The following is a 13,969-nucleotide window of genomic DNA, read 5'->3' as shown; positions in this document are numbered from 1 at the left end:
GCCCCCTCCGTCACGAGGCTTCGCCTCGCGCCTCCTCCCCCGCTTCGCAACGGAGGAGGGCCTGCCTTCCTCCCCCGCCTGCGGGGGAGGTGGATCGGCGCGGATACGCGACGAGACGGAAGGGGCGCTCCCCCGACCAACGTCGTTCGCTTCACCAAATCTCAAGCGGCCTGCGACAAGCTGTCCGCATGAAACTGATCCACGCCCTTCAGGACATGGACAGCGACAAGTCGCTGTCGGCCCGCTTTCGTCGCGCCCGCGCGGCCAGGGTCGTGGCCCTGATCGAGAAGACCTTCGCCGAGCGCGGTCAATGCCGCATCGCCGACCTGGGCGGCGAGCCGACCTACTGGAACATCCTGTTCGACCGGGCTTTCCTGGAGCGCAACCGGGTCCATATCAGCCTGTTCAACCCACAGCCGTTCACGGTGGACGATCCGCTGTTCACCGCCGTGGTGGGCGACGCCTGCGATCTGCATGAGCACGCCGACAACAGCTTCGACCTCGTTCACTCCAACTCGGTGGTCGAGCACGTCGGCGACTGGGTGCGGATGGAGGCCTTCGCCCGCGAGTGTCGTCGCCTGGCGCCGCGCTACTACGTGCAGACGCCCTATTTCTGGTTCCCGATCGAACCGCACTTCTCCGCGCCGTTCTTCCACTGGCGCTCGGAGCAAGCGCGTGCGCGCCGCCTGATGAAGGGCCCGCTGGGCTTCTCGCAAAAGGCCCCCGACATCGGCGCGGCCATGCGCGATGTCCAGCACGCGCGCCTGCTGGACAAGGCCCAGTTCCGCTTCCTCTATCCGGACGCGCGTCATGTGGATGAGACGTTCGTCGGGTTGACTAAATCGCTGATCGCTATCCGAGAATAGCGCCGCGCCGCATGCGGAGTGGTTTTTCCTATCAAACTGATAAGAACAATCAATTTTACCGATGGCCGGAAAGGTAGTGTCCTTCGCGAAGGGGTGATGAACACCCGCGCGAAGGAACACGCCAATGGACGCCAAGGTCGAAGACAATATCGCGGGCCAATGCCCGATGGGCCACGGTCGTGGTCGCGCCAACCGTGATTGGTGGCCGCAGAACCTGCGCCTGGAAGGGCTGAACCAGCATTCGCCGCGCTCCAATCCCATGGGCGAAGCTTTCGACTACGCCGAGGCGTTCAAGACCCTCGACCTGAACGCGGTCATCAACGACCTGCACGCCCTGATGACCGACAGCCAGGACTGGTGGCCGGCCGACTTCGGCCACTACGGCGGTCTCTTCATCCGCCTGGCCTGGCACAGCGCCGGCACCTACCGCATCACCGACGGCCGCGGCGGCGCGGGCGGCGGGCAGCAGCGCTTCGCGCCCCTGAACAGCTGGCCGGACAACGCCAACCTCGACAAGGCCCGCCGCCTGCTGTGGCCGATCAAGCAGAAGTACGGCGCCAAGCTGTCGTGGGCCGACCTCTATGTGTTGGTCGGCAACGTCGCCCTGGAGTCGATGGGCTTCAAGACCTTCGGCTTCGCCGGCGGCCGCGCCGACCAGTGGGAGCCTGAAGAACTCTACTGGGGCCCCGAAGGCTCCTGGCTGGGCGACGAGCGTTACAGCGGCGAGCGCGAGCTGGATTCGCCCCTGGGCGCAGTCCAGATGGGCCTCATCTACGTCAATCCCGAGGGCCCGAACGGCAATCCCGACCCGCTGGCCTCGGCGCGCGACATCCGCGAGACCTTCGCCCGCATGGCCATGAACGACGAGGAAACCGTCGCCCTGATCGCCGGCGGCCACACCTTCGGTAAGACACACGGCGCGGGCGATCCCTCCCTCATCGGCCCTGAGCCGGAAGGCGGCGCGATCGAAGACCAGGGCCTGGGCTGGAAGAGCAAGTACGGCACGGGCAGGGGCGCCGACGCTATCACCGGCGGCCCGGAAGTGATCTGGACCCAGACGCCGACGCACTGGAGCAACCACTACTTCGACAACCTGTTCAAGTTCGAGTGGGAGCTGACCGAAAGCCCGGCCGGCGCCAAGCAGTGGCAGGCCAAGAACGCCCCGGCCGACATCCCGGACGCGTATGATCCCAACAAAAAGCACGCGCCCCGCATGCTGACCTCGGACCTGGCCCTGCGCTTCGACCCGGCCTACGAAAAGATCTCGCGCCGGTTCTACGAGAACCCGGACCAGTTCGCCGACGCCTTCGCCCGCGCCTGGTTCAAGCTGACCCACCGCGACATGGGCCCGATCGGCCGCTATCTGGGCCCGCTGGTCCCGAAGGAAGAGCTGATCTGGCAGGACCCGATCCCCTCCGTCGACCACCCGCTGGTTGATGACCAGGACATCGCGGACCTGAAGGCCAAGATCCTGGCCACCGGCCTGTCGGTGTCGGAACTGGTCTCGACCGCCTGGGCCTCGGCCTCGACCTATCGCAAATCGGACAAGCGCGGCGGGGCCAATGGCGCCCGCATCCGGCTGGCGCCGCAGAAGGACTGGGCGGTCAACAATCCGTCGGTCCTGGCCAAGGTTCTGGCGGTCCTCGAAGGCGTCCAGCAGGCCTTCAACGCCACCGCCAGTCGCGGCAAGAAGATCTCGCTGGCCGATCTGATCGTGCTGGGCGGCGCCGCGGCCATCGAGAAGGCGGCCAGGGACGCCGGGACCAGCGTCACGGTGCCATTCGCGCCGGGCCGCATGGACGCCTCGGCCGAACAGACCGACGCCCACTCGTTCGAGGCCCTGGAACCGCGTTCGGACGGCTTCCGCAACTATCGCGGTCCGGGCAAGCACTTCATGGCCCCGGAAGAAGCCCTGGTCGACCGCGCCCAGCTTCTGGGCCTGTCGGGTCCAGAAATGACGGTTCTGGTGGGCGGCTTGCGCGTCCTGGACGCCAACGCCGGCGGCTCCAAGGACGGGGTGTTCACCGATCGTCCGGGCGTTCTGACCAATGACTTCTTCGTCAACCTGCTCAGCATGGGCACGACCTGGAGCCCGACGGCGGCCAACGCCTTCGCCGGTCACGACCGCACGTCCAGCGAGCCGCGTTGGACGGCGACCCGCGTCGACCTAATCTTCGGCTCCCACGCCGAACTGCGGGCCTTCGCCGAGGTCTATGCCTGCGCCGACGCGCAAGAGAAGTTCGTCTGCGACTTCGTCACTGCCTGGAACAAGGTGATGAACGCCGACCGCCTGGATCTGGCGGCTTAAGGCGGAAGGGCCCCGACGGAAACGCCGGGGCCTTTTTCTTGGGTGTGTTCGCGTTGGGAGTCAGCGTGTCATCCCGGCCGGAAGACCGCGTAGCGGGCTGTAGCGCCGGGACCCAGGGGCAACCGCAGTGCGCCGGCCCCTGGGTCCCGGATAGCCTCTGCGAGGCTTCCGGGATGACATGGGGATTTTATCTTTGGGGTATAGGGAGCTTCGGCCTTCGCAATTGGGACCAGACTCTACCGCGACCGCTCCACTTGACTGACGTCACGGACCGCGCCGCGGGCGGCGTTGGTGGTCATGGCCGCGTAGGCGCGCAGAGCGGGGCTGACCTCGCGCTGGCGTTCCTTGGGCGTCCAGGCGGCCTTGCCCCGCGCGAGCTCCGCCTCGCGGCGGGCGGCCAGCACATCGTCCGAGACCTCAAGCGTGATCCCGCGGGTCGGAATGTCGATCAGGATCGAGTCCCCGGTCTCCACCAGCGCGATCAGACCACCCTCGCCAGCTTCGGGCGAGACATGGCCGATCGACAGACCCGAGGTGCCGCCCGAGAAGCGGCCGTCGGTGATCAAGGCGCAGGCCGCGCCCAGGCCCTTAGATTTCAGATAGGTGGTCGGGTAGAGCATCTCCTGCATGCCGGGTCCGCCCTTGGGACCTTCGTAGCGGATGACCACGACCTCGCCGGCCTTGACCTGACCGCCCAGGATGCCACTGACCGCCGCGTCCTGGCTTTCGAACACGCGGGCCGTACCCCGGAAGGTCAGGATCGACTCGTCGACCCCGGCGGTCTTCACGATGCAGCCTTCCGGGGCCAGGTTGCCAAACAGAACAGCGAGGCCCCCGTCCTTGGAGAACGGGTGCTCGACCGACCGGATGACGCCCTTTTCGCGGTCGAGGTCCAGCTCCTCCCAGCGCGCGGCCTGGCTGAAGGCGACCTGGGTCGGCTTGCCGCCCGGCGCGGCCTTGAAGAACTCGTGGGCGGTCTGGCTGTTGGTGCGGCCGATGTCCCAGCGAGCCAGAGCCTCTCCCAGCGTCGCGGCGTGGATGGTGGGCTGGCTGGCGTCGATCAGACCGCCGCGCTCCAACTCGCCGAGAATGGCCATGACGCCACCGGCGCGGTGAACGTCCTCCATGTGCACGTCGCTCTTGGCCGGAGCCACCTTCGACAGGCACGGCACGCGGCGCGACAGCCGGTCGATGTCGGCCATGCTGAAGTCGACCCCGCCTTCGTGCGCGGCGGCCAAGAGGTGCAGCACGGTGTTGGTCGAGCCGCCCATGGCGATGTCGAGACTCATGGCGTTCTCGAACGCGGCTCGGGTGGCGATGCCGCGCGGCAGGGCCGTGGCGTCGTCCTGCTCGTACCAGCGCTGGCAGAGATCGACGATCAGGCGGCCGGCCTCCTTGAACAGGGCCTCGCGGTCGGCGTGGGTGGCCAGCACCGAGCCGTTGCCGGGCAGCGACAGGCCCAAGGCTTCGGTCAGGCAGTTCATCGAGTTGGCGGTGAACATGCCCGAGCACGAGCCGCAGGTCGGACAGGCGGCCTTCTCGATCGCCTCAACCTCTTCGTCGGAATAGCTGTCGTCAGCGGCCACGACCATGGCGTCGACCAGGTCCAGCGCCTTGATCTTGCCCTTCACCGTGACCTTGCCGGCCTCCATTGGCCCGCCGGAAACGAAGACCACCGGGATGTTCAGGCGCATGGCGGCCATCAGCATGCCGGGCGTGATCTTGTCGCAGTTGGAGATGCAGACGATGGCGTCGGCGCAGTGGGCGTTGACCATGTACTCGACGCTGTCGGCGATCAGGTCGCGGCTGGGCAGCGAGTACAGCATCCCGCCGTGGCCCATGGCGATGCCGTCGTCGACGGCGATGGTGTTGAACTCCTTGGCCACGCCCCCGGCCGCCTCGATCTCGCGGGCGACCAGCTGACCCAGGTCCTTCAGGTGCACGTGGCCCGGCACGAACTGGGTGAAGCTGTTGGCGATGGCGATGATCGGCTTGCCGAAGTCGCTGTCCTTCATGCCGGTGGCGCGCCAGAGGCCGCGGGCGCCGGCCATGTTGCGGCCATGGGTGGAGGTGCGTGAGCGATAGGGAGGCATCGGAGAATTCCAGTGTCGATCGTGGGGTCTTTCTACGGCGCCCCGCTTTGATCTAAAAATATATTAGTCACGCCCGATTAGGTCGATGGACATATCAGTATGGATATCCGCCAGTTTCGTCACTTCGCCGCCGTGGCCGAGACTCTGCACTTTGGGCGCGCCGCCGAGCGGCTGGGGATAACCCAGCCGCCGCTCAGCCAGTCGATCCAGGCGCTCGAGAAGGCCGTCGGCGCCCCGCTGTTCGCGCGCACCAAGCGGCACGTGGAACTCACCCCGCTGGGTCGGCAGTGGCTGCCGCATGTGCGCGAGGCGCTGGCCGCCATCGACCTCCTGCCCGAGACCGCCCGCCGCCTGCGCGACGGGCAGACGGGATATCTGTCGCTGTCGTTCGTCAGCACTGCCGACTACAGCGTCCTGCCCGATCTGGTACGGCGCTACGCCGAGGCCTTTCCAGGCGTCGAAATCCAGCTGGTCGAGGCCACCAGCGACGTGCAGGTGCCGGCCATCCTGGACGGCGAGCGGCATGCGGGGATCATCATTCCACCGCCGAACCGAGCCTTGCCTGGGCGCCTGGCCTATCGCCGTCTGTTGTCCGAGCCGCTGGTCGCCGCAACGCCCTCAAGCTGGAACCTGGACGGACCGCTCGACCTTGGCGCCCTGCCCGACGCGCCGCTCGTGCTGTTCCCCCGTACCGTCGCCCCCGCCTTCCACGATCTGGTCACCGGCTATGTCGCCGCGCGGGGCCAGCCGGTCCGGATCGTCCAGGAGGCGATCCAGATGCAGACCATCATCAGCCTGGTTTCGGCCGGTCTCGGGATGGCGCTGGTGCCAGCTTCGCTACGCAACCTGGCGCGCGCGGGCGTGCGCTATGTCGACCTCGTCGATCCCCCCATCCTCGAGACGGGCCTCGTCTGGCGGCGGGACGACGCGACGCCGACCCTGGGCGGCCTCCTGGGGCTGGCCGCCGAACCCGCATTCGCCCAGGATTGACGACGGGGGGCGTGCGTGGCTGGTTCAGGTCAATCGTTCCCGGGGAGTTTTCATGGCCAACTTGATCCTCAGCGTCGTCGGCAGTGACCGGCCCGGCCTCACCGAGGCCCTTGCCAAGGCCGTGCTGTCAGCCGGCGGCAACTGGCTGGAGAGCCATCTGAGCCAGTTGGGCGGACTTTATGTCGGCTCGGTGCTGGTAGCGCTGGAGGCCGGATCCGTGGACGCCCTGCGCACGGCCGTCGCCGAAGTCGACGCACAGGGACTGGAAGTCCGCATCGCCCCCGCCCAGGCGCCGCAGGCCGCGTCGGGCGAAACCGTCGCTTTTGGCGTCGTCGGCCAGGACCGTCCGGGCATCGTCGCCCAGGTGACCGCCGTCCTGAGCAGCTTGCACGCCAATATCGAGACCTTCGAGACCCGCCTCAGCGTCGAACCGCACTCCGGCGCGCCGCTGTTCCACATGGACGCCCGCCTGCGTCTGCCGCCCACGCTGTCGGCCGCTGCGGTGCAGGCGGCTCTGGAAGACATCTCCGGCGAGATCATGGTCGATGTGACGGTGGGGCAGAGCTAAGCAGGCTTGCCGGGCTGGCGAGCTTGGCGAGACCCGCCTCCGCATTACAGCAAGTTCACTTTCGTCGCTACAAATGTAGCGCTACAGGTGTAGCGAACTGAGCCTGCGGAGGTCGCCCTTGATCGACACCCTGCCCCGACGCGAACGTGAGGTCTTCGAGACCCTGTGCCGCCTGGAAAGCGGCACAACCGCCGAGGTCCGCGCCGCCCTCGCCGACCCCTTGAGCGACTCCGCCGTCCGGACGCTGCTCGTCCGGCTGGAGAGCAAGGGCCTGGTCGAGCGTTCGTCCGGCGCGCACGGCGTTATCTATCGCCCCGTCCAGGGCGCCGAGACCGTCGCGGTCGGGGCCCTGAGGCGGCTGATCGACACCTTCTTCGCCGGCTCGGCCGCCAGCGCCGCCAGCGCCCTGCTGGGCCTTGGCCAGAAGCTGACGCCCGAAGAAGCCGCCGCCCTCGAGGCGATGATCGACAAGGCCACCCAGGACGGAGAGGACAAGCGATGACCTGGACGCTGCTGATTTCGCTGCTGGTCAAGTCCAGCCTTATCGCCGGCGTAGGCTTGGCCGCCTCGCGTCACCTGACACAGCGCCCCGTCGAGCGGGTCGATATCCTGCGCGGGACCGTCTGCCTGCTGTTGGCCCTGCCGGTGATCATGAACGCCCTGCCGCCGATCGAGCTGGCCCTTTTGCCGCCGATCGAGGCTGCCCCTGTCGCCCTGCTGAGCGCTCCGGCCGCCCCGCCCCTCCCCGCCACGCCGGCTCCGGCCTGGATGACCCCGGGCGCGATCCTGGGCGGCCTGTGGCTGCTGGGCGCCGCCTTGATCGGCGCCCGGCTGGCCCTGGGGCTCCAGACCCTGACCCGCTGGACTCGGAAGGCCGATCCCGTCACCTGCCCGGCTTGGTTGGGGCCGATCGAAGAGTTGCCGCCTGCCGACCGCCCCAACCTTGTCTGCTCCGACCGTGTCGCCGGTCCCTTGAGTTGGGGCGTCGCGCCCGGCGCCATCCTGATCGATCCGGCCACCTTGACCGAGCGCCATGCCGCCCCGGCGATCATGGCCCACGAGCTGGCCCACCTGCGCCGTCACGACTGGATCTTCCTGCTGATCTCGCGCGTCGTGCTGGCGATCTTCTGGTTCAACCCGCTGGTCTGGCGCCTGCACGCGGTGCTGCGCCAGCGGTCGGAGGAGGCCGCCGACGCCGCCGCGCTCGGTTTCGTCGACCGCGCTCTCTACGCCCGCACGCTCGTGCGCCTGGCCGCCCATCCCACGCCGCTGCTCACCCCGGTCGCCTCGCTACCGATGGCCGCCGACAGCCGGACCCTGAAATCGAGGATCGCCAGCATCATGACCGACACGCCTACCCGCCGTCGCCCGCTGACCGTCGCGCTCGGAGTCGGCGCCCTGGCGCTGGTCGCCGCGCCGCTGGGCGCCTTCGCCGTGACCCGCCAGGTCGCGCCGCCGCTCCCGTCGACCGCGCCCGCCAGGGCTGCAAGCACGCCCCTGCCGCCCGCGCCGCCGGCTGAACCGGCTCCTCCCGCGCCGGCCGCCAAGGCGGCGCCTCTCGCGATCCCCGCTCCGCCCGCGCCACCAGCGCCGCCCGCCCCGTTCGCCGAAACCTCGGAGACCTACGATCGGGTCCAGGCGCGCGCTCAAGCGGACTGGAACAGGGCCCAGGCGCGAGCGCAGGCCGAATGGGCCAGGGCCCAGGCCGAGGCCATCCGCGTCAACGCCGAGGACATCCGCCGCCAGGTTGAAGCGCATCGCGACGAGATCGAGGCGGCCGCCCGCGAGGCTGGCGTTCACGCCCGGCAGGCCCGCCTCTCTGCGGAAGAAGCCCGCCGCGTCAGCGAAGAGGCCAGCAAGGCGGTAGAGCGCGCGCGCGTCGTCGCGATGAAGCAGACCCGTCTCGACATGGCCAGGGGCGCAGAACAGATGCGCGCCGGGGCGCGCCAGCTGCGCGAGGAAGCCGCCCGCCTACGCGACCCGGCCTACCGCGCCCAGCAGATCGCCGACAACCACGCGCGCGGCCAGACCGTGACGGACGAGGAGTTGAAGGCCGTGGCTCGGCGAATGCCCGCCCAGGCGGATGAGATGGAGCGCCAGGCGGACCGACTGGAGCGCCGGGCGGCAGATAGCTGATCATTGACGCCACTTGCGAGTTTCTCGCAAAGACGCTAAGGAGCCATTGTCGCTTCCGCGACCGTAAGCGTCTCACGTCAGGCAACGCATCCTCTCCGGTTCCGGCCGGACAGCCGGAGCTTCTCCGGTGGATGCGAAATGGCCGGACCTCGTCAGTGAGACTCTCGATGCAATCTCATCCCTCGATCATCACGTTCCAGCGCCTGCCCGCCCGCTACGCGGCCGTCGTCATGCCCCTGGTGCTGTCGGTGATCATGACCTTCGTGGTTTCGGGTATCTCGACCTTGCGATCCGTGGGCCTGTCGCCCGGGTTCGCGGCGACCTGGATGTCGGCCTGGGGTCTGTCGTGGCTGGTGGCCTTTCCCACGCTGCTGCTGGTGCTGCCGCTGGTGCGGCGCATCGTCGGCCTGATCGTGGCCCCGCCGGCGCGCTAGAGCCCTTTCCGATCTGATTGAACCAATCAGATCGGATAAAAAGGGCTCTATTTCAAAAGTTTAGAGCATTTTTCGATCCGATAACCGTTTCACACTTATCGGAAAATGCTCTAGGCGACCGCGCAAACAGAAAGGGCGGCTCGTGAGAGCCGCCCTCGCCATGTCTTAGCTGTCCAGGAAGCTGCGCAGCTTGCGCGACCGCGACGGGTGCTTGAGCTTGCGCAGGGCCTTGGCCTCGATCTGACGGATGCGTTCGCGGGTCACCGAGAACTGCTGACCGACTTCTTCCAGCGTGTGGTCGGTGTTCATGCCGATGCCGAAGCGCATCCGCAGCACGCGCTCTTCACGCGGGGTCAGCGAGGCCAGCACGCGGGTGGTGGTTTCGCGCAGGTTGGACTGGATGGCCGCGTCGATCGGCAGGACGGCGTTCTTGTCCTCGATGAAGTCGCCCAGGTGGCTGTCTTCCTCGTCGCCGATCGGGGTTTCGAGGCTGATCGGCTCCTTGGCGATCTTCAGGACCTTGCGGACCTTTTCCAGCGGCATGGCCAGCTTTTCGGCCAGCTCTTCGGGGGTCGGTTCGCGGCCGATCTCGTGCAGCATCTGTCGGCTGGTGCGGACGATCTTGTTGATCGTCTCGATCATGTGCACCGGGATACGGATCGTGCGGGCCTGGTCGGCGATCGAGCGGGTGATCGCCTGACGGATCCACCAGGTGGCGTAGGTCGAGAACTTGTAGCCACGACGGTACTCGAACTTGTCGACCGCCTTCATCAGGCCGATGTTGCCCTCCTGGATCAGGTCCAGGAACTGCAGGCCGCGGTTGGTGTACTTCTTGGCGATCGAGATCACGAGGCGCAGGTTGGCCTCGACCATCTCCTTCTTGGCCTGACGGGCTTCGCGCTCGCCCTTCTGGACGGTCTGGACGATACGGCGGTAGTCGTCGATCGGCACGCCGGTCTCGGTGGCGAGAGCGGCGATTTCCTGGCGGATGTCCTGCACCGACTGGCTGTCGTTCTCGACGAACTTGGTCCAGCGCACGCCCATCGCCTTGACCTGCTCGGTCCAGGTCGGGTTCAGCTCGGCGCCGAAATAGGCCTTCAGGAACTCGGCGCGGCTGATGCCGTAGCTGTCGGCCAGGCGCAGCAGGCGGCCTTCCAGGCCGATCAGGCGCTTGTTGATCGCATAGAGCTGCTCGACGAGAGCCTCAATGCGGTTGTTGTTCAGCTTCAGCGTCTTCAAGTGCTGGATGATGGTCGCCGAGAGGCTTTCATAGGCCTTGCGGTCGGCTTCCGAGAGGTCTTCGCCCTTCAGGCGGCTACCGACCAGCTTGTCCTGCAGCTTGCGGAAGCTCTCGAACTCGCTGGCGATGGCGTCCAGAATGGCCATCACGCCTTCGCGCAGTTCGCCTTCCATGGCGCTGACCGTGGGACCGGCGCCGTCGTCGAAATCGTCTTCGTCCTCGCCCTCGGCGCCCTCGGCCTTGGCCTCGCCGGCTTCATCGTCGACCGGCTCGGCAGGACCATCGTCATCCTCGGCGGCCGGCGCGGCGGCCACGCCGTTGATCGCGGCGTAGGTGGCTTCCAGGTCGATCACTTCGCGCAGCAGAATGCGGCCTGTGCCCAGTTCCTCGCGCCACACCATGATGGCTTCGAAGGTCAGGGCCGACTCGCACAGGCCCCGGATCATCGTGTCGCGGCCGGCCTCGATACGCTTGGCGATGGCGATTTCGCCCTCGCGCGACAACAGCTCCACCGAGCCCATTTCGCGCAGGTACATGCGTACCGGGTCGTCGGTGCGGTCGTAGGCTGCGGGCTTGTCGCTGGCGATGACGGCCGTGTTCTCGTCGCGCGTGGCGACTTCGCCGCCCTCGGCGTTTTCGGCGTCCTCCTCGGCCTCGACCACGTTGACGCCCATCTCGCTGAGCATGGCCAGCGTGTCTTCGATGGCGTCTGGGCTCACTTCCTCGGACGGCAGCACCTTGTTCAGCTCGTCCATCGTGACGTAGCCGCGGGCTTTCGCCTGCTTGATGAACTTCTTGACGCCAGCGTCGGTCAGATCGAGCAGGGGGCCGTCACCACCGGTGGTTTCGGGCGCTTCCGTCTCGGCCGAGGAATTGTTGCTCATCAAGCTCTCCGCAGTCGACGCGTCGCCCCCGCGAGGCCCGCATCGATAAAATCCTTGTCGAAATGGCTTGCCTGCCTGATCCGCGCCTTGATCAGCGCTTACCCAAGGATCACGTTCCCGTCAGACTGCTCGCTCGCGCTCTGGTCCGCCATGTAGAAGCGCTCCGCGGGAAACCGGCGGAGGTCCAGGCGACGAGCACGGCAGGCTTTTCCCTGAACGGGTCGGCGACCGCTGGGGATCTGAGGCGGCGGCGAGGGTGACATCCTGTTTCGATAAGGGCGCGCGCTCTGGCGGCCCGAGTGATGTCAGTCAGCTGCGTGGCAAATCCTTGAGTCGGCATGTGGCTTTGGGTGACGCCAGAGTCAAGATGGATGTGGACGGTTTCGGCGTTTGGCGCGCCGATTTCGCCCTCAACCCTAGTGCAACACCTGCGAGACCAGCGCCGGATCGGTCCAGCCGCCGCTCTCGATCAGGCGCTTGACCGCGTCTCGCTCGGTCTTGAGCCGCAGGAGGGTCTGGAAATCGCTTTCGTCGGCGAGGTCGGTCTTGGCGTCGTCGACGGCGCGCTCCAGGGCCGTCAATCGCAGCAACAGATCGAAGGCCTGGGACCATAGTCCCCGGATCGCTTCCTCGGGGCTTTGGGCCGCGCTCTGGGCGACATCCAGCGCCTTCACATGGGCGGCCGCGCGCTCCAACGAGGATAGCACGCCCTCGTCATAGCCGGCCGAAGCAAGCCGCCCCTTCAGCAGGCCGGCCTCAACGTGATCGGTCTCCAGTCGCAGATTGACGAGTTCCTGGGCGATGGCGTCCAGCCGCTCGTCGCCGAAGCCCTGGTTCATCAGCACCTCGATGCGGTCGTCGACCACCTTGGGATCGCGGATCGCGGCGATCAGCAGGGCGGCCGAGAACGGACGCGGCGCCTGGTGCAGGGCGGCGGCGGCCTGACGGCCCTCGGCGGTGGCGCCCTCCAGGCGCGGCTTGCCCCAGGGACGACGCGGGGCGTTGTCCCAGCGCGCCCGCGACAGGGCGCGGCCCGCGTCGCTGGCGTCGGACTTGACGCGGCGCGCGGCGCGCATCTCGTCCAGCCGGTCCAGCAGCTCTTCCTTGTAGGCGTGCGCCAGGTCCTTGTCGGCGATGGTCGCCGCCAGGGTGCGCAGGCGGACCTTGAGGTTGGTGCGCTGCTCGGGCGTGTCGAAGGGCTCAAGATCGCGCTCGCGCTCGAACAGGGCCTCGACGAAGGGCTTGGCGTCCGACAGCTGGGCCTTCAGCGCTGCAGGGCCCTGCTCGCGCAAAACATCGTCGGGGTCCTTGCCGCCCACCGGCATCGAGAACAGGAACGAGCGGCCGGGCTTGAGCAGCGGCAGGGCGCGGTCGATGGCGCGGTCGGCGGCGCGCTTGCCGGCCTTGTCGCCGTCGAAGCACAGGGTCGGCGTCGGATGCAGGCGCCAGAGGCCCTCCATCTGCTCCTCGGTCAGGGCCGTGCCCATGGCCGCCACGGCCGGCACGCCGGCGCGCTGGCAGGCGATGACGTCCATATAGCCCTCGACCACCACCATCGGCGGCTTCTCGCCGCCGCTCTGGCCGGCGTGGAGGATCTTGCGGGCCTCGAACAGGCCGTACAGCACCCGCCCCTTGTGGAAGAGGCTGGTCTCGGGGCCGTTCAGGTACTTGGCGCGGGCGTTCGGATCCATCGCCCGGCCGCCGAACGAGACGACCTTTCCCCGGCTGTCGGTGATCGGGAAGATGATCCGGTCGCGGAAGCGGTCATAGGGCTGGCCGCCGTCTTCGGGCGCGATCAGCACCCCGGCGTCAACGAGGTCGCCCGGCTTGGCGCCCTTGGCGATCAGATAGTCCTTCAGCCCCGTGCGGTTATTGGGCGCAAAGCCGATGCGGAAGCGGCTCCACTCGCTCTCGGGCAGGCCACGCTTTTCAAGATAGGCCCGCGCCGCCTGGCCGACCGGACGGCGCAACTCGCTCTCGAACCAGGCGGCCGCCAGCTCCATCCAGTCGCCCAGCGACGAGCGCTTCTGTTCCTCGCGCGCGGCGCGGGGGTCGACCTCGGGCAGGCTCATGCCCGCTTCCGCCGCCAGTCGCTCGACCGCCTCGGCGAAAGTCAGCCGCTCGGTCTCCTGCAGGAAGCTGATGATGTCGCCGTGCTTGCCGCTGGAGAAGCAGTGGTAGAAGCCCTTCTCGTCGTTGACGAAGAACGACGGGCTCTTTTCCTTGGTGAACGGCGATAGCCCCGCATATTCGCGCCCCTGCCGCCGCAGCTTCACCGACTTTCCGATCACGTCGGACGGGCGAAGGCGGGACTTCAGTTCTTCGAGGAAGCGATCGTCGAAACGCATGGTCCGAGGGCGAGGTTCTGGCCGGTGGCCAGGGGGCGTTCTTCCTATCACAGGTTGGCGCCTGCGAGACACGGCCCCACCGCGAAGACAGGTGGAAAAATG

General features: G+C 67.7%; 10 protein-coding genes and 1 pseudogene. 7 read left to right on the top strand and 4 right to left on the bottom strand.

Going from position 1 to position 13,969, the window contains the following annotated elements:
* Positions 1 to 63: 63 nt before the first annotated feature.
* Positions 64 to 138: pseudogene (locus CSW63_RS24100) on the bottom strand (endonuclease domain-containing protein); the annotation flags it as partial.
* 50 nt (positions 139 to 188) lie between these two features.
* On the opposite strand from CSW63_RS24100, the gene CSW63_RS06230 reads away from it, so the two are divergent.
* Positions 189 to 866: a methyltransferase domain-containing protein gene (locus CSW63_RS06230; protein WP_062094327.1), complete on the top strand. Its 678-nt coding sequence runs from the start codon at positions 189 to 191 to the stop codon at positions 864 to 866.
* Positions 867 to 990: 124 nt separating this feature from the next.
* Complete coding sequence (gene katG, locus CSW63_RS06225) at positions 991 to 3,174, top strand: catalase/peroxidase HPI (protein ID WP_062094326.1); 2,184 nt, start codon at positions 991 to 993, stop codon at positions 3,172 to 3,174.
* 236 nt (positions 3,175 to 3,410) lie between these two features.
* On the opposite strand, the gene ilvD is transcribed toward katG, so the two are convergent.
* Positions 3,411 to 5,267, bottom strand: coding sequence for a dihydroxy-acid dehydratase (gene ilvD, locus CSW63_RS06220; RefSeq protein WP_099503908.1), 1,857 nt, complete (start codon positions 5,265 to 5,267; stop codon positions 3,411 to 3,413).
* A gap of 99 nt (positions 5,268 to 5,366) precedes the next feature.
* Here ilvD and CSW63_RS06215 point away from each other — a divergent pair, with 99 nt between their 5' ends.
* The 5 genes from CSW63_RS06215 (at position 5,367) to CSW63_RS06195 (ending at position 9,395) form a co-directional block, all read left to right on the top strand.
* Complete coding sequence (locus CSW63_RS06215; protein WP_062094324.1) at positions 5,367 to 6,257, top strand: LysR family transcriptional regulator; 891 nt, start codon at positions 5,367 to 5,369, stop codon at positions 6,255 to 6,257.
* 52 nt (positions 6,258 to 6,309) lie between these two features.
* On the top strand, positions 6,310 to 6,825 hold the full coding sequence (locus CSW63_RS06210) for a glycine cleavage system protein R (protein WP_062094323.1): 516 nt from the start codon (positions 6,310 to 6,312) through the stop codon (positions 6,823 to 6,825).
* Positions 6,826 to 6,943: 118 nt separating this feature from the next.
* Positions 6,944 to 7,327, top strand: a complete 384-nt coding sequence (locus tag CSW63_RS06205) for a BlaI/MecI/CopY family transcriptional regulator (protein WP_062094322.1) — start codon at positions 6,944 to 6,946, stop codon at positions 7,325 to 7,327.
* Positions 7,324 to 8,961 (top strand): M56 family metallopeptidase, encoded by a 1,638-nt coding sequence (locus CSW63_RS06200; RefSeq protein WP_062094321.1) that lies wholly within the window; start codon positions 7,324 to 7,326, stop codon positions 8,959 to 8,961. The genes CSW63_RS06205 and CSW63_RS06200 overlap by 4 nt, the downstream gene beginning before the upstream one ends.
* Positions 8,962 to 9,128: 167 nt before the next feature.
* A complete protein-coding gene (locus tag CSW63_RS06195) occupies positions 9,129 to 9,395 on the top strand; it encodes a DUF2798 domain-containing protein (protein WP_062094320.1) in 267 nt (88 codons plus the stop codon).
* 165 nt (positions 9,396 to 9,560) lie between these two features.
* On the opposite strand, the gene rpoD is transcribed toward CSW63_RS06195, so the two are convergent.
* Positions 9,561 to 11,519: an RNA polymerase sigma factor RpoD gene (gene rpoD, locus CSW63_RS06190; protein ID WP_062094319.1), complete on the bottom strand. Its 1,959-nt coding sequence runs from the start codon at positions 11,517 to 11,519 to the stop codon at positions 9,561 to 9,563.
* A 416-nt stretch (positions 11,520 to 11,935) separates the two neighbouring features.
* Positions 11,936 to 13,867 carry a DNA primase gene (gene dnaG, locus CSW63_RS06185; protein WP_062094318.1) on the bottom strand — a complete coding sequence of 644 codons (1,932 nt, stop codon included), beginning with the start codon at positions 13,865 to 13,867 and terminating at the stop codon, positions 11,936 to 11,938.
* Between the last annotated feature and the right edge of the window lie 102 nt (positions 13,868 to 13,969).

This window comes from Caulobacter sp. FWC26 (assembly GCF_002742645.2).
Classification (GTDB): domain Bacteria; phylum Pseudomonadota; class Alphaproteobacteria; order Caulobacterales; family Caulobacteraceae; genus Caulobacter.
This window is presented reverse-complemented; position numbering and strand designations above follow the sequence as displayed.

Excerpts from the sequence above, each read along its gene's own strand:
- CSW63_RS06230 (WP_062094327.1), top strand. The coding sequence starts at position 189 with ATGAAACTGATCCACGCCCTTCAGGACATGGACAGCGACAAGTCGCTG.
- katG (WP_062094326.1), top strand. The coding sequence starts at position 991 with ATGGACGCCAAGGTCGAAGACAATATCGCGGGCCAATGCCCGATGGGC.
- ilvD (WP_099503908.1), bottom strand. The coding sequence starts at position 5,267 with ATGCCTCCCTATCGCTCACGCACCTCCACCCATGGCCGCAACATGGCC.
- CSW63_RS06215 (WP_062094324.1), top strand. The coding sequence starts at position 5,367 with ATGGATATCCGCCAGTTTCGTCACTTCGCCGCCGTGGCCGAGACTCTG.
- CSW63_RS06210 (WP_062094323.1), top strand. The coding sequence starts at position 6,310 with ATGGCCAACTTGATCCTCAGCGTCGTCGGCAGTGACCGGCCCGGCCTC.
- CSW63_RS06200 (WP_062094321.1), top strand. The coding sequence starts at position 7,324 with ATGACCTGGACGCTGCTGATTTCGCTGCTGGTCAAGTCCAGCCTTATC.
- CSW63_RS06195 (WP_062094320.1), top strand. The coding sequence starts at position 9,129 with ATGCAATCTCATCCCTCGATCATCACGTTCCAGCGCCTGCCCGCCCGC.
- rpoD (WP_062094319.1), bottom strand. The coding sequence starts at position 11,519 with ATGAGCAACAATTCCTCGGCCGAGACGGAAGCGCCCGAAACCACCGGT.
- dnaG (WP_062094318.1), bottom strand. The coding sequence starts at position 13,867 with ATGCGTTTCGACGATCGCTTCCTCGAAGAACTGAAGTCCCGCCTTCGC.